Origin of the sequence: Serratia sp. SA088 (assembly GCF_049065515.1) — a bacterium.
Classification (GTDB): domain Bacteria; phylum Pseudomonadota; class Gammaproteobacteria; order Enterobacterales; family Enterobacteriaceae; genus Serratia; species Serratia nematodiphila.
Genome location: NZ_JBAKGW010000003.1, coordinates 384,461 through 404,145 on the forward strand (window position 1 = coordinate 384,461; position 19,685 = coordinate 404,145).

Annotated in this window: 16 protein-coding genes; 14 read left to right on the top strand and 2 right to left on the bottom strand. The window is 59.0% G+C overall.

Features of this window, described 5'->3' with window-relative positions; all coding sequences use genetic code 11:
* Positions 1-156 precede the first annotated feature (156 nt).
* The 4 genes from dnaK (at position 157) to nhaR (ending at position 5,796) form a co-directional block, all read left to right on the top strand.
* Positions 157-2,070 carry a molecular chaperone DnaK gene (gene dnaK, locus ACOWVD_RS10600; RefSeq protein ID WP_004932972.1) on the top strand — a complete coding sequence of 638 codons (1,914 nt, stop codon included), beginning with the start codon at positions 157-159 and terminating at the stop codon, positions 2,068-2,070.
* 106 nt (positions 2,071-2,176) lie between these two features.
* On the top strand, positions 2,177-3,301 hold the full coding sequence (gene dnaJ / locus ACOWVD_RS10605; protein WP_004932969.1) for a molecular chaperone DnaJ: 1,125 nt from the start codon (positions 2,177-2,179) through the stop codon (positions 3,299-3,301).
* Between the two features lie 236 nt (positions 3,302-3,537).
* Positions 3,538-4,704: a Na+/H+ antiporter NhaA gene (gene nhaA, locus ACOWVD_RS10610; protein WP_021505367.1), complete on the top strand. Its 1,167-nt coding sequence runs from the start codon at positions 3,538-3,540 to the stop codon at positions 4,702-4,704.
* Positions 4,705-4,896: 192 nt separating this feature from the next.
* Positions 4,897-5,796 (top strand): transcriptional activator NhaR, encoded by a 900-nt coding sequence (gene nhaR, locus ACOWVD_RS10615; RefSeq protein ID WP_004932962.1) that lies wholly within the window; start codon positions 4,897-4,899, stop codon positions 5,794-5,796.
* A 71-nt stretch (positions 5,797-5,867) separates the two neighbouring features.
* Here nhaR and rpsT read toward each other — a convergent pair whose 3' ends face one another.
* Positions 5,868-6,131: a 30S ribosomal protein S20 gene (gene rpsT / locus ACOWVD_RS10620; RefSeq protein ID WP_004932960.1), complete on the bottom strand. Its 264-nt coding sequence runs from the start codon at positions 6,129-6,131 to the stop codon at positions 5,868-5,870.
* A gap of 390 nt (positions 6,132-6,521) precedes the next feature.
* Between rpsT and ribF the strand changes: the two genes are divergently transcribed.
* The 5 genes from ribF to ispH all read left to right on the top strand — a co-directional run bounded on the left by ribF (position 6,522) and on the right by ispH (position 12,362).
* A complete protein-coding gene (gene ribF, locus ACOWVD_RS10625; RefSeq protein ID WP_015376612.1) occupies positions 6,522-7,460 on the top strand; it encodes a bifunctional riboflavin kinase/FAD synthetase in 939 nt (312 codons plus the stop codon).
* Positions 7,461-7,616: 156 nt separating this feature from the next.
* On the top strand, positions 7,617-10,433 hold the full coding sequence (ileS, locus tag ACOWVD_RS10630) for an isoleucine--tRNA ligase (RefSeq protein ID WP_197843005.1): 2,817 nt from the start codon (positions 7,617-7,619) through the stop codon (positions 10,431-10,433).
* Between the two features lie 13 nt (positions 10,434-10,446).
* Entirely contained in the window at positions 10,447-10,956 is a 510-nt protein-coding gene (gene lspA / locus ACOWVD_RS10635; protein WP_004932951.1) for a signal peptidase II, read from the top strand.
* 1 nt (position 10,957) lies between these two features.
* Positions 10,958-11,428, top strand: coding sequence for an FKBP-type peptidyl-prolyl cis-trans isomerase (fkpB, locus tag ACOWVD_RS10640; protein ID WP_004932949.1), 471 nt, complete (start codon positions 10,958-10,960; stop codon positions 11,426-11,428).
* Entirely contained in the window at positions 11,409-12,362 is a 954-nt protein-coding gene (gene ispH, locus ACOWVD_RS10645) for a 4-hydroxy-3-methylbut-2-enyl diphosphate reductase (RefSeq protein ID WP_004932946.1), read from the top strand. Before fkpB ends, ispH begins: the two co-directional genes overlap by 20 nt.
* A gap of 272 nt (positions 12,363-12,634) precedes the next feature.
* Here ispH and ACOWVD_RS10650 read toward each other — a convergent pair whose 3' ends face one another.
* On the bottom strand, positions 12,635-13,561 hold the full coding sequence (locus tag ACOWVD_RS10650; RefSeq protein WP_004932941.1) for a LysR family transcriptional regulator: 927 nt from the start codon (positions 13,559-13,561) through the stop codon (positions 12,635-12,637).
* A gap of 191 nt (positions 13,562-13,752) precedes the next feature.
* Between ACOWVD_RS10650 and pvcA the strand changes: the two genes are divergently transcribed.
* The 5 genes from pvcA (at position 13,753) to carA (ending at position 19,670) form a co-directional block, all read left to right on the top strand.
* A complete protein-coding gene (pvcA, locus tag ACOWVD_RS10655; RefSeq protein WP_004932937.1) occupies positions 13,753-14,721 on the top strand; it encodes an L-tyrosine isonitrile synthase in 969 nt (322 codons plus the stop codon).
* Between the two features lie 96 nt (positions 14,722-14,817).
* Positions 14,818-15,681, top strand: coding sequence for a TauD/TfdA dioxygenase family protein (locus tag ACOWVD_RS10660; protein WP_164095539.1), 864 nt, complete (start codon positions 14,818-14,820; stop codon positions 15,679-15,681).
* A 25-nt stretch (positions 15,682-15,706) separates the two neighbouring features.
* Positions 15,707-16,966, top strand: coding sequence for a glycosyltransferase (locus ACOWVD_RS10665; protein ID WP_421105633.1), 1,260 nt, complete (start codon positions 15,707-15,709; stop codon positions 16,964-16,966).
* A gap of 263 nt (positions 16,967-17,229) precedes the next feature.
* Complete coding sequence (gene dapB, locus ACOWVD_RS10670) at positions 17,230-18,051, top strand: 4-hydroxy-tetrahydrodipicolinate reductase (RefSeq protein ID WP_049241995.1); 822 nt, start codon at positions 17,230-17,232, stop codon at positions 18,049-18,051.
* 470 nt (positions 18,052-18,521) lie between these two features.
* Positions 18,522-19,670 carry a glutamine-hydrolyzing carbamoyl-phosphate synthase small subunit gene (gene carA, locus ACOWVD_RS10675; RefSeq protein WP_004932920.1) on the top strand — a complete coding sequence of 383 codons (1,149 nt, stop codon included), beginning with the start codon at positions 18,522-18,524 and terminating at the stop codon, positions 19,668-19,670.
* The last annotated feature ends 15 nt before the right edge of the window (positions 19,671-19,685 follow it).

Genomic DNA, 19,685 nt, shown 5'->3' on the forward strand with positions numbered 1-19,685 from the left:
GCCCCTTGATGCCGGGTTGGATGGCCCCATCTTATTTGCAACCGCAGCTGCTAACCGCGGGTCGCACTGAGATATCGGGCAGTTGAAAAGCAAAAAATCGCCCGCATATAGGTTAGCAACCTGACTGATTATGAATTTTTTAGTGGAGACGTTTAGATGGGCAAAATTATTGGTATCGACCTGGGTACTACCAACTCTTGCGTAGCAATTATGGATGGTGCCAAGGCACGCGTGCTGGAAAACGCCGAGGGCGACCGCACCACTCCTTCTATTATCGCATATACCCAGGACGGTGAAACTCTGGTTGGCCAGCCGGCTAAGCGTCAGGCAGTCACCAACCCTGAAAACACCCTGTTCGCCATCAAGCGCCTGATCGGTCGCCGCTTCCAGGATGAAGAAGCGCAGCGCGACAAAGCGATCATGCCGTACAAAATCGTCGAAGCCGACAACGGCGACGCCTGGCTGGAAGTGAAAGGCCAGAAAATGGCTCCGCCGCAGATCTCTGCGGAAGTGCTGAAAAAAATGAAGAAAACGGCGGAAGATTACCTGGGCGAACCGGTAACTGAAGCGGTTATCACCGTACCGGCTTACTTCAACGACGCCCAGCGTCAGGCGACCAAAGACGCCGGCCGCATCGCGGGTCTGGAAGTCAAGCGCATCATCAACGAACCGACCGCGGCGGCCCTGGCCTATGGCCTGGACAAAGAAGTCGGCAACCGCACCATCGCGGTTTATGACCTGGGCGGCGGTACTTTCGATATCTCCATCATCGAAATCGACGACGTTGACGGCGAAAAAACCTTCGAAGTGCTGGCGACCAACGGTGACACCCACCTGGGCGGCGAAGACTTCGACAGCCGTCTGATCAACTACCTGGTGGAAGAGTTCAAGAAAGATCAGGGCATCGATCTGCGCAACGATCCGCTGGCGATGCAGCGTCTGAAAGAAGCCGCCGAGAAAGCGAAGATTGAACTGTCTTCCGCTCAGCAGACCGACGTTAACCTGCCGTACATCACTGCAGACGCGACCGGTCCAAAACACATGAACATCAAAGTGACTCGCGCCAAACTCGAGTCGCTGGTTGAAGATCTGGTGGCGCGCTCCATCGAGCCGCTGAAAGTGGCGCTGAAAGACGCTGGCCTGTCGGTTTCCGACATTCAGGACGTGATCCTGGTGGGCGGCCAGACCCGTATGCCAATGGTGCAGAAGAAAGTCGCAGACTTCTTCGGCAAAGAGCCGCGTAAAGACGTGAACCCGGACGAAGCGGTTGCCGTGGGCGCTGCGGTACAGGGCGGCGTGTTGGCCGGTGATGTGAAAGACGTTCTGCTGCTGGACGTTACCCCGCTGTCACTGGGTATCGAAACCATGGGCAGCGTGATGACGCCGCTGATCACCAAAAACACCACTATCCCGACCAAGCACAGCCAGGTGTTCTCTACTGCGGAAGACAACCAGTCTGCGGTAACCATCCACGTGCTGCAGGGTGAGCGTAAGCGCGCCAGCGATAACAAATCTCTGGGCCAGTTCAACCTGGACGGCATCCAGGCGGCGCCGCGCGGCATGGCGCAGATCGAAGTGACCTTCGATATCGATGCCGACGGCATCCTGCACGTGTCTGCCAAAGACAAGAACACCGGCCGTGAGCAGAAGATCACCATCAAGGCGTCTTCTGGCCTGAACGAAGACGAAATCCAGAAAATGGTGCGCGACGCCGAGCTGAACGCTGAAGCGGACCGCAAGTTCGAAGAACTGGTGCAGACGCGTAACCAGGCGGATCACCTGATCCACGGCACGCGCAAGCAGTTGGAAGAAGCGGGCGACAAACTGCCGGCGGAAGACAAAACGGCGATTGAAGCGGCGCTGAAGGATCTGGAAGCGGCGGTGAAAGGCGAAGATAAAGCCGAGATCGAAGCGAAGACCCAGGCGTTGGTGCAGGTTTCCGGCAAACTGCTGGAAATGGCTCAGGCGCAGCAGGCTCAGCAGGGTGCTGACGCCGGCGCGGACAACGCGGCGCAGAAAGACGACGACGTGGTTGACGCCGAGTTCGAAGAAGTTAAAGACAAAAAATAATCGCCCTTAAGCGGGCACGGGGCGGCCGAGGTGCCGCTCCCGGAAACCAGCACGGGCGTCGAGGCAACTCTGCGCCCGTGCACGCATGTTAAGGGTAAGCGAAAGAATGGCGAAGAAAGACTATTACGAGATTCTCGGCGTCAGCAAGACGGCGGATGAACGTGAGATCAAAAAGGCGTACAAACGCCTGGCGATGAAATACCATCCTGACCGCAACCAGGAACAAGACGCCGAAACCAAGTTTAAAGAAGTTAAAGAAGCTTACGAAGTTCTGACCGACGACCAGAAACGCGCGGCCTACGACCAGTATGGGCACGCGGCCTTTGAACAGGGCGGCATGGGCGGCGGCGGCTTTGGCGGCGGCGCCGACTTCAGCGATATCTTTGGCGACGTGTTTGGCGACATCTTCGGCGGAGGCCGCCGTCAGCGCGCCAGCCGCGGTTCCGATCTGCGCTATAACATGGAGCTGACCCTCGAGGAAGCGGTACGTGGCGTCACCAAAGAGATCCGCATCCCGACGCTGGAAGAGTGCGACGTCTGCCACGGCAGCGGCGCCAAACCGGGCAGCTCACCGGTCACCTGCCCAACCTGTCACGGCCAGGGCCAGGTGCAGATGCGCCAGGGCTTCTTCACCGTGCAGCAGGCGTGTCCGCACTGCCATGGCCGCGGTCAGATCATCAAAGATCCGTGCAACAAGTGCCACGGCCACGGCCGGGTAGAAAAATCCAAGACGCTGTCGGTGAAAATTCCGGCCGGCGTCGATACCGGCGACCGCATTCGCCTGGCGGGTGAAGGTGAAGCCGGCGAACACGGCGCACCGGCGGGCGATCTGTACGTTCAGGTGCAGGTGAAGGCGCACCCGATCTTCGAGCGTGAAGGCAACAACCTGTACTGTGAAGTGCCGATCAACTTCGCCATGGCGGCGCTGGGCGGCGAGATTGAAGTGCCGACGCTGGACGGCCGGGTGAAACTGAAGGTGCCTTCGGAGACCCAAACCGGCAAGCTGTTCCGCATGCGCGGCAAGGGCGTGAAATCGGTGCGTGGCGGCAGCCAGGGCGACCTGCTGTGCCGCGTGGTGGTGGAAACCCCGGTCAATCTGAACGACAAGCAAAAGCAGCTGCTGCGTGAGCTGGAAGAGAGCCTGGGTGGCCCGTCCGGCGACAAGAACAGCCCGCGCTCGAAGAGCTTCTTCGACGGGGTGAAAAAGTTCTTTGACGATCTGACTCGCTAACCTGCTGTTTCTGTTGGCTTATGTGCGAACCCCGGGCTTCTGTCCCGGGGTTTTTATTTGCGCGCCGAACCGCTAATTCCACAACGTAAATGTGACTTATTCGTGCTTTTTATCGGTTTTTTCGAGTTATTTAGCATTTATAAACTTATTTTTTCGAACTAAAACGCCCTCTATACTCACTTCATGACTGTGGTTCGCAGGGCGCTATGTCCTGCACAGATTTGGAGAGACGTACTGTGACTAACATCATTCGTCAATTTTTACGTCAGGAAGCCGCGGGCGGTATCATTCTGATCGCGGCGGCGATCGTCGCCCTGATCATGGCCAACACCCCGGCGCAGGGGATCTATCAGGCATTCCTTAACCTGCCGGTGATGGTGAAGGTAGCTTCGCTGGAGATCGCTAAACCGCTGCTGCTGTGGATAAACGACGGCCTGATGGCCATCTTCTTCCTGGTGGTGGGGCTCGAGGTCAAGCGCGAGCTGATGCAAGGCTCGCTGTCCGGGCGTGACAAGGCGGTGTTTCCGGCGATCGCTGCGCTGGGCGGCATGCTGGCGCCGGCGCTGATTTACCTGCTTTTCAACGGCGCGGATGAAGTTACCCGCCAGGGCTGGGCGATCCCGGCCGCGACCGACATCGCCTTTGCGCTGGGCGTCATGGCCTTGCTGGGCAACCGCGTGCCGACCAGCCTGAAAGTGTTCCTGTTGGCGCTGGCGATCATCGATGACCTGGGCGTGATCATCATCATCGCGCTGTTCTACACCCACGAAGTGTCGATGGTGGCGCTGGGCGTGGCGGCGGCGGCGACGGCGCTGCTGGCGGTGATGAACTGGCGCGGCGTGGGCAAGACCTCGCTGTACATGATGGTCGGCCTGGTGCTGTGGGTGGCGATCCTCAAGTCCGGGGTGCATGCGACGCTGGCCGGGGTGATTGTCGGCTTTATGATCCCGTTGAACGTCAAAAAGGGGCCATCGCCGTCGGAAACGCTGGAGCATGAGCTGCACCCTTGGGTGGCGTTCATGATCCTGCCGCTGTTCGCTTTCGCCAACGCCGGGGTCTCTTTGCAGGGCGTATCGCTGGAGGGATTGACGTCGCTGCTGCCGGTCGGGATTGCGGCCGGTCTGTTTATCGGCAAGCCGCTGGGGATTTTCCTCTTCAGCCTGCTGGCGGTGAAAATGGGCATCGCCCGTTTGCCTGAAGGTATCGGCTTCAAACAGGTGTTTGCCGTTTCGGTGCTTTGCGGCATTGGTTTTACCATGTCGATTTTTATCGCCTCGCTGGCGTTCGGCGATGCGGATGCGGCGCTCAGCACCTATTCCCGCCTGGGGATCCTGTTGGGCTCCACCACTGCGGCGGTGGTAGGGTATGGATTACTGCGTCTGGCGTTGCCGCGCGTGCGTTAATCCTGAATGTGCCCGGTAAGGGCACATAATAAAATGGCTGGTCGGAGCTGTACGGTATAAAATATGTGCAGCTTCGGCCGTTCTTCGTTGGGACTAATGGGGCTATACGTTGTCTGAAGCAGGGAAAGGAAGTTTGTCGCTCGTCACGGCACACCGTTTGCCGCTGCGAAACGTTGTTAAGGAGAGCCGCTCGTGAGGATGTCGCATATCAACTTTAATCACCTTTACTATTTCTGGCAGGTCTGCAAGGCCGGTTCCGTGGTCGGTGCCGCCGAAGCGTTGTTTCTGACGCCGCAGACCATCACCGGCCAGATCAAAGCGCTGGAAGAGCGGTTGGACGGCAAGCTGTTCAAACGCCAGGGGCGCGGGTTGGTGCCTTCGGAGCTGGGGCAGCTGGTGTTCCGCTATGCCGACAAGATGTTCATGCTCAGCCAGGAAATGTTGGATATCGTCAACTACCGCAAAGAGTCCAACCTGTTGTTCGACGTCGGCGTAGCGGACGCGCTGTCGAAGCGGCTGGTCAGCCAGGTATTGGAAACGGCGGTGGTGGTGGACAACGAGCAGATCCACCTGCGTTGCTTTGAATCGACGCACGAGATGCTGCTGGAGCAGCTCAGCCAGCACAAACTGGATATGATCCTGTCGGATTGCCCGGTGGACTCCAGCCAGCAGGAAGGGCTGTTCTCGCTGAAGCTGGGCGAGTGCGGCATCAGCTTTTTCTGTCGCCAGCCGGCGCCGGAGCTGCCGTTCCCGGCTTGCCTGGAGCAGCGCAAGCTGCTGATCCCCGGCCGTCGTTCGATGTTGGGGCGCAAGCTGCTCAACTGGTTCAATACGCAGGGTATTCAGGTGGAAATTCTGGGCGAGTTCGACGATGCGGCGCTGATGAAGGCCTTCGGCATGTACCACAATGCGATCTTCGTGGCGCCGACGCTGTATGCGCAGGATACCTACAACGATGACAATGTGGTGGAGATTGGGCGCATCGACAGCGTGCAGGAGGAGTATTACATCATCTTCGCCGAGCGCATGATCCAGCATCCGGCGGTGCAGCGTGTCTGCAACAAAGACTTCTCGGCGCTGTTTTCCTGCTAGCGGTTCACTGAATGCAGGACGTAAAAAAACCGGCCTGAGCCGGTTTTTTTATCAAGCAGATAACGAAATGCTTATTGCATTGCGTTGATGCGTGCAGTCAGGTTTGACTTATGACGCGCTGCTTTGTTTTTGTGGATCAGGCCTTTAGCTGCCTGACGGTCCACCAGTGGCTGCATTACCAGGAATGCATTTTGTGCTGCTTCTTTGTCGCCAGCTGCGATAGCTGCGTCTACCTTCTTGATGAAGGTACGCACCATTGAGCGACGGCTTGCGTTATGCTTGCGGCGTTTCTCAGACTGTACGGCGCGTTTCTTAGCTGATTTGATATTAGCCAAGGTCCAACTCCCAAATATATTCTATTGAGGACAATTCAAAGGCCGAGGAATATGCCCTTTTAGCCTTCGTTTGTCAATGGATTTGTGCAAATAAGCGCCGTTTGTACAGGCGGCACTCGCTACGTTGTGATGGCGCAGGATTTTACCAGCTTCGCTCTTGGGAATACAGTGTTTCGCGAGAAAATTCGCCAATGATTTGCCGCGGCGGGCGCAAGCCGTTGGCCGCGGTCGAGAATCGCCCCGGCAGCGCCGGATAAACTGTGGCGAAGCCGTTTCACGCACAGATTATCTCCGGTATGGTATGTCTATTACATAAAGGCACCAATCGCGGGTTAACCTTACCGGCTGTACAAGGTATAATCCGCCGATTTCCACTGTTTTGAGCCAGCTATGGAGCTAATTCGCGGCATTCACAATATCCGGGCGCGCCACCATGGTTGCGTGCTCACCATCGGCAACTTTGACGGCGTGCATCGCGGCCATCAGGCGTTGCTGGAACAGTTGAAGCAACAGGGGAAACGCCTCGGGCTGCCGGTGATGGTCATGATCTTTGAGCCGCAGCCGCTGGAGATGTTCGCCGCAGACAAAGCGCCGGCCCGCTTGACGCGCCTGCGCGACAAGGCCAACTATCTGGCGCAGGCGGGCGTCGATTACCTGCTGTGCGTCAAGTTCGATCCGCGTTTCGCCGCCAACACCGCGCAGGCGTTCGTCGCCGAGCTGCTGGTGGAAAAACTGGGCGTCAAATTCCTGATGGTGGGGGATGATTTTCGCTTTGGCGCCGGGCGTCAGGGCGATTTTCCGCTATTGCAGCAGGCCGGAAAAGAGTACGGCTTCGACGTGGTCAGCACCCCGACCTTCCGCGAAGGCGAGCGGCGCATCAGCAGCACCGCGATCCGCACCGCGCTGAGCGAGGACGATCTGCCGCTGGCGGAGACCCTGCTGGGCCACCCGTACAGCATTTCCGGGCGCGTGGTGCACGGCGACGAGCTGGGGCGCACCATCGGCTTCCCGACCGCCAATTTGCCGCTCAAGCGTCTGGTGGCGCCGGTGAAAGGAGTGTATGCGGTGGAAGTGTACGGCCTGGGGCCGAAGCCGCTGCCGGGCGTGGCCAATATCGGCACGCGCCCGACCGTCGCCGGCGTGCGCCAGCAGCTGGAAGTGCATTTGCTGGATGTCACAATGGATCTTTACGGGCGCCATATTGAGGTGGTGCTCCGCGCAAAATTGCGCAATGAACAGCGGTTTGCTTCGCTCGATGCCCTGAAGCAGCAAATCGCCAATGATGTGGTGACGGCCCGGAAGTTCTTCGGGTTAAAAACACTGGTTTAATCGTTTACCCTAAACAATTCGAGTTGCATCGCGGCGGCAACCGCGCGAACCCCGATGAGCTTGCATAGGCAAGTGATTCGGGTGAGAAAGGGCGGCCGACAAAGATGCAGCTTGAAGTGTGACGGGTAAATAGCCGAAAACGGAAACGAGAATCTCATGAGTGACTACAAGAATACCCTGAACTTGCCGGAAACAGGGTTCCCGATGCGCGGCGATCTCGCCAAGCGCGAACCTGGCATGCTGCAACGTTGGTATGAACAGGATCTGTACGGGATTATTCGTACTGCCAAAAAGGGCAAAAAAACCTTCATTTTGCATGACGGCCCTCCGTATGCGAACGGCAGCATTCACATTGGTCACTCGGTTAACAAGATTCTCAAAGACATTATCATCAAGTCGAAAGGGATGGCCGGCTTCGACTCGCCTTATGTGCCGGGTTGGGACTGCCACGGCCTGCCGATCGAACTGAAGGTTGAGCAACTGTACGGCAAGCCGGGCGAGAAGCTGACGGCGGCCGAGTTCCGCCAGAAGTGCCGCGAGTACGCGGCCGAGCAGGTTGAAGGCCAGAAGAAGGACTTCATCCGTCTGGGCGTGTTGGGCGACTGGGATCGTCCGTACCTGACGATGGACTTCAAAACCGAAGCCAACATCATCCGCGCGCTGGGCAAGATCATCAGCAACGGCCACCTGCTGAAAGGCGCCAAGCCGGTTCACTGGTGCACCGACTGCGGCTCGTCGCTGGCGGAAGCGGAAGTGGAGTACTACGACAAGACTTCGCCGTCGATCGACGTGAGCTTCCATGCGGCCGACGCGGCTGCCGTGGCGGCCAAGTTCGGCGTGAGCCACTTCAACGGCGCCATCTCGCTGGTTATCTGGACTACCACGCCGTGGACCTTGCCGGCCAACCGCGCGATCTCGCTGCACCCGGACTTCACCTATCAGCTGGTGCAGGTTGACGGCCAGTGCCTGATCCTGGCGGCCGAACTGGTGGAAAGCGTGATGAAACGCGCCGGCATCACCGAGTGGACGGTGCTGGGCAGCTGCAAAGGCGCCGATCTGGAGCTGCTGCGCTTCAAACACCCGTTCATGGACTTCGACGTGCCGGCGATCCTCGGCGAGCACGTGACGCTGGACGCCGGTACCGGTGCGGTGCATACCGCGCCAGGCCACGGCCCGGACGACTTCGTGATCGGCCAGAAATACGGCCTGGAAGTGGCCAACCCGGTAGGGCCGAACGGCTGCTACCTGACCGGCACCTACCCGCTGCTGGACGGCAAGTTCGTCTTCAAGGCCAACGATCTGATCGTCGAGCTGCTGCGTGAGAAAGGCGCGCTGCTGCACGTCGAGAAGTTCCTGCACAGCTATCCGTGCTGCTGGCGCCACAAGACGCCGATCATCTTCCGCGCCACGCCGCAGTGGTTCATCAGCATGGATCAGAAAGGCCTGCGTCAGCAGTCGCTGGAAGAGATCAAGGGCGTGCAGTGGATCCCGGATTGGGGCCAGGCGCGCATCGAAATGATGGTCGCCAACCGCCCGGACTGGTGTATCTCGCGTCAGCGCACCTGGGGCGTGCCGATGTCGCTGTTCGTGCATAAAGAGACCGAGCAGCTGCACCCGCGCAGCGTTGAGCTGATGGAAGAAGTGGCCAAGCGCGTCGAGCAGGACGGCATTCAGGCCTGGTGGGATCTGGACGCGGCCGACATCCTCGGCGCGGAAGCCGCCGACTACGTGAAAGTGCCGGATACGCTGGACGTGTGGTTCGACTCCGGCTCCACTCACGCTTCGGTGGTTGACGTGCGCCCTGAGTTTAACGGTCACGGCGCCGACATGTATCTGGAAGGCTCCGACCAGCATCGCGGCTGGTTCATGTCCTCGCTGATGATTTCCACCGCGATGAAGGGCAAGGCGCCGTACAAGGAAGTGCTGACCCACGGCTTCACCGTCGACGGCCAGGGCCGCAAGATGTCCAAGTCGATCGGCAACACCGTCAGCCCGCAGGACGTGATGAACAAGCTGGGCGGCGACATTCTGCGTCTGTGGGTGGCGTCGACCGATTACACCGGCGAGATCGCGGTGTCCGACGAGATCCTCAAGCGTTCTGCCGACTCTTATCGCCGCATCCGCAACACCGCGCGCTTCCTGCTGGCCAACCTGAACGGGTTCGAGCCGAGCACCGATTGCGTGGCGCCTGAAGACATGGTGGTGCTGGATCGCTGGGCGGTCGGCCGCGCGCTGGCGGCGCAGCAGGATATCGAGCAGGCTTACGCCAACTACGATTTCCACGAAGTGGTGCAGCGCCTGATGCAGTTCTGCTCGGTCGAGATGGGCTCCTTCTACCTGGATATCATCAAGGATCGTCAGTACACCGCCAAGAGCGACAGCGTCGCTCGCCGCAGCTGCCAGACCGCGCTGTATCACATCGTCGAAGCGCTGGTGCGCTGGATGGCGCCGATCATGTCGTTCACCGCAGACGAGATCTGGGGCTTCATGCCGGGCAAACGCGCGCAGTACGTGTTCACCGAAGAGTGGTACGACGGTCTGTTCGGGCTGGCGGAAGGCGAGCCGATGAACGACGCTTTCTGGGCTGAGCTGCTGAAAGTGCGCGGTGAAGTGAACAAGGTGCTGGAGCAGGCGCGTGCCGACAAACGCCTCGGCGGTTCGCTGGAAGCGGCGGTGACGCTGTATGCCGACAGCGAGTTGGCGGCGCGTCTGAACAGCCTGCAGGATGAGCTGCGCTTTGTGCTGCTGACCTCTGCGGCAAGCGTTGCGCCATTGGCGGATGCGCCGGCCGATGCGCAGGCCTCCGAGCTGCTGAAAGGGCTGAAGATCGCCTTCAGCACAGCGCCAGGTGAGAAGTGCCCGCGCTGCTGGCATTACACCACCGATATCGGCCTGGTGGCGGAGCATGCAGACATCTGCGGCCGCTGTGTGAGCAACGTCGCCGGTGACGGCGAGAAGCGTAACTTTGCCTGAGAACTTGCGCCTGATGAGTAAACCAATTTGTTCGACCGGCCTGCGTTGGCTGTGGGTTGTGGTAGCGGTGCTGGCGCTGGATTTCGGCAGCAAACAGTGGATCCTCGCTAACTTTACGCTGGGCCAGTCCCAGCCGTTGATCCCGTCGTTCAACCTGTTTTACGCGCGCAACTACGGCGCCGCGTTCAGCTTCCTGGCCGACCATGGCGGCTGGCAGCGCTGGTTCTTTGCCGGCATCGCCATCGCCATCGTCGCAGTGCTGCTGGTGATGATGTACCGCAGCACCGCGCAGCAGAAGCTGAACAACATCGCCTACGCCTTTATTATCGGCGGGGCGTTGGGCAACCTGTTCGATCGCCTGTGGCACGGTTTCGTGGTCGACTTCATCGACTTCTACGTCGGTGATTGGCACTACCCGACCTTTAATCTGGCGGACAGCTTTATCTGCGTGGGTGCGGCGATGATCGTGCTGGAAGGTTTCCTGTCGCCGGCGAGCAAAGGCGCAAAGAGTAAAGGTGAGTAATATGACGGCTCAGGTTATCAGTGACAGCGCGGTGCTGGTTCACTTCACGCTGAAACTGGAAGACGGTTCGACCGCCGAATCCACCCGCAGCAGCGGCAAACCGGCGCTGTTCCGCCTGGGTGACGGCAGCCTGTCGGCGCCGCTGGAAGAGCAACTGCTCGGCCTGCGCGCGGGCGACAAGTGCGCCTTTACCCTGCAGCCGGAAGCGGCGTTCGGCGCGGAGAACCCGGATCTGGTCCAGTTCTTCTCGCGCCGCGACTTCGCGGAAACCGGCGTGCCGGACGTGGGCACCATCATGCTGTTTACCGCCATCGACGGCAGTGAAATGCCGGGCGTGGTGCGCGCGGTGGCGGAAGATTCGATCACCGTCGATTTCAACCATCCGCTGGCGGGTCATCCGGTGACCTTCGACATCGAAGTGCTGGAGATCGATCCGCAGCAGGAGGAGACGCATGCAAATATTGCTGGCTAACCCGCGCGGCTTCTGCGCCGGGGTCGATCGTGCGATCAGCATCGTGGAACGCGCGCTGGAGCTGTATGGCGCGCCGATCTACGTGCGACATGAAGTGGTGCACAACCGCTACGTGGTCGACAGCCTGCGTGAGCGCGGCGCGGTGTTTATCGAAGAGATCGCCGAAGTGCCGGACGGCTCTATCCTGATCTTTTCGGCGCACGGCGTTTCTCAGGCGGTGCGCGCCGAAGCCAAGGCGCGCGATCTGACCATGCTGTTCGACGCCACCTGTCCGCTGGTGACCAAGGTGCATATGGAAGTGGCGCGCGCCAGCCGCCGCGGCACCGAAGCGATTCTGATCGGTCACGCCGGGCACCCGGAGGTGGAAGGCACCATGGGCCAGTACAGCAATCCGCAGGGCGGCATGTACCTGGTCGAGTCGCCGGATGACGTGTGGAAGCTGCAGGTGAAAGACGAAAACAACCTGTGCTTCATGACGCAGACCACGCTGTCGGTGGATGATACCTCGGACGTAATAGACGCGCTGCGTCAGCGCTTCCCGAGCATTATCGGTCCGCGCAAGGATGACATTTGCTACGCCACCACCAACCGTCAGGAAGCGGTGCGCAACCTGGCCGGCGATGCGGACGTGGTGCTGGTGGTGGGGTCGAAGAACTCCTCCAACTCTAACCGTCTGGCGGAACTGGCGCAGCGCGTCGGAAAACCGGCTTATCTGATCGATTCGGCGGCGGATATTCAGGAAAGCTGGCTGAGCGAAGCGCGCAATATTGGCGTTACCGCCGGCGCCTCGGCACCGGATGTGCTGGTGCAGGAGGTGATCTCCCGCCTGAAAGCGCTGGGCGGCCTGGACGTGCATGAAATCAGCGGGCGTGAAGAGAACATCGTGTTCGAAGTGCCGAAAGAGCTACGCGTGGACGTCCGTCAGATTGACTGAGGTGCGTGAGTGAATGACAACGGGGAGCTTAGGCTTCCCGTTTTTTTTGGGAATGCCAACGGCATTAAAAATAAAATGCTGAGTATATTCAAATTTTCTGCTAACTAAAGTCAAATTTATTCTGAGTATTTGAAATAGCGGTGGCGTCATTAATTATATAGGCTGAATTAAGTCATTAAATAGAATATCATTAGGCTGCAATCTAAATAGGGCCTGGTGTCGTCAACGTGATTACAATAATTACAATAGTAGTCTTGCAGATGTTTCTTATTTTATTCTTGTCGAATCTGTTCTAGGTCGTTTAATCCTTTCTCCTTTAAATAGAGCTTCATATGCTCCAGTAATCGCCGGACTTTTAATGGCTGGATCTCCCGTCGCGGCATAATGGCATAGCAATTAATTTCCGGTAATCGCCAGTCGGGCAATATTTCAATCAGCTCGCCGCTGCGCAACTCTCGCTCGACGTTGGCGAAGAAATTGCGAATGATGCCTTTGCCGGTCAGCGCCAGCTCCTTCATCGCCATGCCGCTGTTGGTGAACAGTCGCCCGGTCATGCGCATGCGGTGCTCGCCGCCGTCGCGATGGATCAGGCGAACAAACTGCGGATTGCCGAGCGGCGTAAAGGTGACCCAATGATGATGGGTCAGCGCCTGAGGCGAATCCGGCACCCCGTGGTGTGCCAGGTAGGCCGGGGACGCGCACAGCACTTCGCGGCAGCGCGCCAGCCGCGTTGAGACGTAGCTGGAGTCAGCCAGCGCGCCGCCGCGTATCGCCAGATCGATGCGTTGCGCGATGAGGTCTATTCTCTCATCGTGGATTTCCAACCGCAGCGTGATGCGCGGGTGCTCGTCGAGGAAGCTCTGCAGCGCCGGCACCAGATAATGGGTGGCGAATTCGGTCGAGGTGGCGACGCGCAGTTCACCGACCAGCTCGCCGCGCAGCGCGGCGATCCGCTGTTGCCCGCGCTCGGCGGCGTGGATCATCAGCAGACAATCTTCATAAAAGCACAATCCGGCTTCGGTCAGGCTCAATGAGCGCGTCGATCGCAACAGTAATTGAATGCCCAGATGTTCCTCCAGCTGGCGAATATGCTGGCTGACGGCCGATGTCGTCATGCCCAATTCTTTTGCCGCCATGCTGAATGCGCCACAATCGACCACTTTTGAGAAAATGGCCATGCGTTTTAAAATATTGCTCATAGTTTGTTAAGCACAACTTAACCTAGATTGTGATTTATACGGGCTAATAATATAGCACCATCTTTCCTATATTGCCTGAAGCATATAAACGACGGGCTGATTATTATTTTGCATGCGCTTTATCTCTTTTTGATAAATCTTATTGCGCTTGCCAATAATACACCCGCGCCACATCGCAACAGGAGCTCATTGTGGATAGCGCACAGAAAAAAGAAGAAATAGCATTAAAAATCCTACGTGAATTATTGCAATATCGACGTCGCCTCATCGCCGACGATGCTTCTCTGGCTGAAGAAGAGCGGCAGGTCACTCAGGTGCAATTGCCGCGCATTCGGGCATTCATTGAAAACGACCAGCGCATCGAATTCGTGCTGCCGGCTTTTCCGACCAAGTCACCCAACGCCAATAAGGTGATAGGCGCGGTGCCGGACATGGCGGAGCGGCTGTCGCTGATCTTCCTCAACTCGCTGTGCCAGCGCATTCAACTCTATTACCCGCCGGGCGCGCATATCGTTATCTGTTCCGACGGCCACGTGTTCGGCGATCTGATCCGCGTCAGCGACGAAGCGATCAACCATTATCAACGTGAGATTGAAAGCCTGCTGCATGAAGTAGGCGCAACCCACCTGAGCGTGTTCAACCTCGGCGATGTCAAAGGCCTGGCGGAGCATACCGATGACTACGATCTGCTGCGCCGGCTGTTGGTGGACGGCTATGCCGAATCGGAAGAGGCGATCAAGCGCCAGCTGATGCAGGACGAGCAGGGATTAATGCTGTATCGCGCCATCACGCGCTTCTTGTATGAAGACAGCCTCCTGCCGGGCTACAGCGGTTCCAACGCCGCGCTGCAAAAAGACGCCAAACGGCGCGCCTGCGGCGTTATCCAGCGCAGCTGGGCCTGGGGCAACCTGCTGGCCCAGCATTTCCCGGCGGCGATCCGCCTGTCGATTCACCCGCAGCCGGCCGACAGCCTGAAGATAGGCATCCACATGATGCCGACCAAAGACGACTGGCTGACGCCGTGGCATGGCGTGGCAGCCAACGTGAACGGCCAGTTCGTGCTGATGAAGCGTAAAGATGCGCAGAGCCTGGACGGCGAATTGGTGGAGATCCGCGGCACGCCGAGCCATTACCTGATCGAACAACCGCAGATGGCCTGAGGCCGCTGCAGGCTTTTGCGCCCGAAATCCTGGCGGACGCGTTTTTGACGGCACGTTGCCGTGTGAGCAGCACATTCGATGCAAGGAGAATCACCGATGAATAACCAACCGCTTAATTGCCATATTCAACCGAATACCCCGTTTGGCGCGATCCTGACGCCGCAGCATCCGGGGCAAAAGATCGGCGAACTGCCGGTGGCAGCGCTGCGGGCGCTGGCGCAGGAGCATCACTTGCTGGTGCTGCGCGGATTCGACTCCGGTTTCAGTGATGGGGAGGTTCTGACGCGCTACGCCGAACAGTGGGGCGAGATCATGATGTGGCCGTTTGGCGCGGTGCTGGACGTGAAGGAACATCCGGACGCCAAGGATCATATTTTCGACAGCAGCTACGTCCCGCTGCATTGGGATGGCATGTATAAGCCGACTATTCCCGAGTTCCAGCTGTTCCACTGCGTGGCGGCGCCGTCGCCGGACGAAGGCGGGCGCACGACCTTCGTCGACACCACGCGCTTGCTGGCCAATGCGGACGAAGCGTTGCTGGATCAGTGGCTGTCGGTCTCGATCACCTATCGCATCAAGCAGGTGGTGCACTACGGCGGTGAAGTCTGTTCGCCGCTGGTGGTGCAGCACCCGAACGGCAGGGGCTTGATCATGCGCTACAATGAACCGCCGACGGAGGGGAAAAAATTCCTCAATCAACATGCGCTGGAATATCACGGCGTGCCGGAACAACAGCAGGAACAGTTCCACCACACTCTGCAGCAGCATCTGTACGATCCGCGTCACTATTATGCCCACCAATGGCAACAGGGCGACGTGGTGGTGGCGGACAACTTCTCGCTGTTGCACGGCCGCGAGGGCTTTACCGCCCGTTCCGCGCGTCATTTGCAGCGCGTGCATATTCAAAGCAATCCGGTGTGCGCCAATCTGGCGCTGAAGCCGGCCAACGCAGAAGCTTAAAAGGAGCATTATGGCAAGGATACTGATGGCGGCGGTCGCCACTCCGGGGCACGTCTACCCGATGTTAGCTATCGCTCGTCACCTGATCGCCCAAGGGCATCAGGTGCGGGTGATGACCGGCGCGCTGTTCCGCGAACGCGCCGAGGCGGTGGGCGCGAGCTTCGCGCCGTTCGACGCGCAGGTGGACTTCGACTATCGCCACCTGGAGGAGCATTTCCCCGAGCGCGCCGCGCTGCCGCCGGGCAATGCGCAGATGGCGCTGGCGCTGAAAGATTTCTTCGCCGCGCCGATCCCGCTGTTGGCTCGTCAGCTGCGTGCGGCCATCGCCGCCGAGAAGACCGATCTGCTGATGGTGGAGAACTGCTTCTACGGCGTGCTGCCGCTGCTGCAGTCCGCCGAACGGCCGCCGGTCTTTGGGATCGGCGTCACGCCGCTGTCGTATTCTTCGCGCGATGCTATTTTCTATGGCCCGCGCATCCCGCCGGCGCTGCTGCCGCGGGCTCTGACCCGTGAGCAATTGGTGGATGAAGCGACGCGGGTGTTGCTTGATGAGGTGCAGCAAAGTTTTGATGCGGCGCTGGTGCAGGCGGGGGGACGGGCGCTGGATCGCCCGTTCACCGATGCGCTGATCGGCGGCTGCGAGCGTTTCCTGCAGCTGGCTACCACGGCGCTGGAATATGAGCGCGACGACCTGCCGAGCGGCGTGCGCTTCGTCGGGCCGCTGCGCAGCGGTGGTCAACCGGCCGCGGAAGAGGCGCTGTGGGAGGAGGACGATCGTCGGCCGCTGGTGATCGTGTCTCAGGGCACGCTGGCCAATGTCGATCTGCATCAGCTGATCGTGCCGACGCTGCAGGCGCTGGCGCATCTGCCGGTGCGGGTGTTGGCCACCACCGGCGGGCGGGCGACCGAAGGGCTGATGGACGCGTTGCCGGACAACGCCCGAGTGCGGGCGTTCATCTCCTTCGAACACTGGTTGCCGCAGGCAGCGCTGCTGATCACCAACGGCGGTTACGGCTCGATCAACTATGCGCTGGACAGCGGCGTGCCGCTGATTGTCGCCGGCACCGGCGAGGACAAGCTGGAGGCGGCCGCGCGCGTGGTGGCCGCCGGCTGCGGCATCAGCCTGCATACCAGCACGCCAAGCTCCGAACAAATACTGGCGGCAGCGACGCGCATTCTGCAACAGCCGATCTATCGCCAGCGCGCGGCGCTGGTGCGTGAGGACTATGCCCGCCACGATGCGCTGACGGCGATCGCCAACGAAGTGGCCGCTATTACCGCCTGACCTCGCTGTGATCCTTTCCCAAGGCGCCGTTTTCGGCGCCTTTTTTCTGCATTTTTTTGCCATGGAAACTGCATGATTATGTACAATCGTCGCAGGCCGCCAAATCGGTTGAATGTTAATCTCACGACAGCGCCGCTGATGAAAGCGGGGGAATATCATAATTTTCTAATTATGAAATGAATCCTCTGGCGGCGCTGCAGCGGGGCAGTTACCCTGAATCGATAGCCTAATGGGATAGGCGTCAAATCAAGAAGAGAGCAAGCATGAGTGATTCACAAATCCGCATTGCGATTGCGGGCGCCGGCGGCCGGATGGGCCGTCAGTTGATCCAGGCGGTGCAGCAGGCGGAAGGCGTGGTGTTGGGCGCGGCGCTGTCGCGCCCGGGTTCAAGCCTGATCGGCGTCGATGCCGGCGAGTTGGCGGGCATTGGCGCGCTGGGCGTCAAGGTAAGCGACAGCCTGGAGAAAGTGGCGAGCGGGTTCGACATTTTGATCGACTTCACCCGCCCGGAAAGCACGCGGAACTACCTGGATTTTTGCGTGGCGCACCACAAGGCGATGGTGATTGGCACCACCGGCTTCGATGACGCCGGCAAGCAGGCGATCCGCGCTGCGGCGCAGCATATCGGCATCGTGTTCGCCGCCAACTTCAGCGTCGGCGTCAACCTGGTGCTGAAACTGCTGGAGAAGGCCGCGCAGGTGATGGGCGACTATACCGATATCGAAATCGTCGAGGCGCACCACCGCCACAAAGTGGATGCGCCGTCGGGCACGGCGTTGGCGATGGGCGAAGCGATCGCCGGCGCGCTGGGGCGCGATCTGAAAAGCTGTGCGGTCTATGCGCGCGAAGGCCATACCGGCGAACGCGATCCCCAAAGCATCGGCTTTGCCACCATTCGCGCCGGCGACATCGTCGGCGAGCACACCGCAATGTTCGCCGACATCGGTGAACGGGTGGAAATTACCCATAAGGCTTCCAGCCGCATGACTTTTGCCAGCGGTGCGGTGCGCGCGGCTGCCTGGCTGCATAACCGGGATAAAGGTTTATTTGATATGCGCGACGTGTTGAATTTGGACCAGTTATAATTGATTTGCATACCATCGTGATGTGGTTGTATTGATCATAATGCTATGATAATCGGGCAATAATTTTATTGTCCTTTTTTTTAACATGATAAATATCATGTTGATTTTATTTCATTGTCAAAGCTGTTATTTGTCTGTGTTTACTTTGCTAATCATCTCCTTTTTTTCCCCCCTCGGCTTTTTCAGCGTCTTTTTTGTCCCATTCCGGCGCCATTTTCCGTCATTCTTCCCCGCAACCGTTTTCCAGCCCCGGTTTTCTGTGTTTTTATCGCCGCTCAAGCCGCATGAGCGCCGAGAACTGCAAAAATAAAACAAAAAACGGCAGTTTGGGTAGACAAGCCAGGCACTCATCATTAAAATGCGCCCAATTTGCCAAAAATTGGCCTCGCGGACGGTTTTTGCATTGATTTAGATCGCGATATCTGAATTAATATGCAAATATTGTGATTGATTATTCCTTGGAGGGTGTTTTGATAAAGTCAGCGCTATTGGTTCTGGAAGACGGAACCCAATTCCACGGTCGGGCCATCGGGGCAGAGGGAACGGCAGTGGGGGAAGTGGTCTTCAATACGTCGATGACCGGTTATCAAGAAATCCTCACTGATCCTTCCTATTCCCGCCAGATCGTTACTCTTACTTATCCTCATATCGGCAATGTCGGCACCAATGCTTCCGACGAAGAATCCTCCGCAGTACACGCCCAAGGCCTCGTCATTCGCGACCTCCCGCTGATCGCCAGCAACTACCGCAACGAAGAAAGCCTGTCCGACTACCTCAAGCGTCACAACATCGTGGCGATCGCCGATATCGATACCCGCAAATTGACCCGCCTGCTGCGCGAGAAGGGCGCCCAGAACGGCTGCATCATCGCCGCCGATTCGCCGGACGCCGCGCTGGCCCTGGCCAAGGCGCAAGGTTTCCCGGGGTTGAAGGGCATGGATCTGGCGAAAGAGGTCACCACCCAAGAGGCCTACAGCTGGCAGCAAGGCAGCTGGACGCTTGAAGGCGACCTGCCCGAAGCCAAAACCGCCGCGGAACTGCCGTTCCACGTGGTGGCTTACGACTACGGCGCCAAGCGCAACATCCTGCGCATGCTGGTGGATCGCGGCTGCCGCCTGACCGTGGTGCCGGCGCAGACCCCGGCCGACGAGGTGCTGAAAATGAATCCGGACGGCATCTTCCTGTCCAACGGCCCGGGCGATCCGGAGCCGTGCGACTACGCCATCACCGCCATCAAACAGTTCCTGGAAACCGACATTCCGGTGTTCGGCATCTGCCTGGGCCACCAGCTGCTGGCGCTGGCCAGCGGGGCGAAAACCATGAAGATGAAGCTCGGCCACCACGGCGGCAACCACCCGGTGAAGGATCTGGACAACAACACGGTGATGATCACCGCGCAGAACCACGGCTTTGCGGTAGATGAGAACAATCTGCCGGCGAACCTGCGCGTGACGCACAAATCGCTGTTCGACCACACGGTGCAGGGCATTCACCGCACCGACAAAGCGGCGTTCAGCTTCCAGGGCCACCCGGAAGCCAGCCCAGGCCCGCACGACGCCGCGCCGCTGTTCGATCACTTTATCGAACTGATTGAGACTTACCGTTCTAACGCCAAATAATCAGGAGCAGTAAAA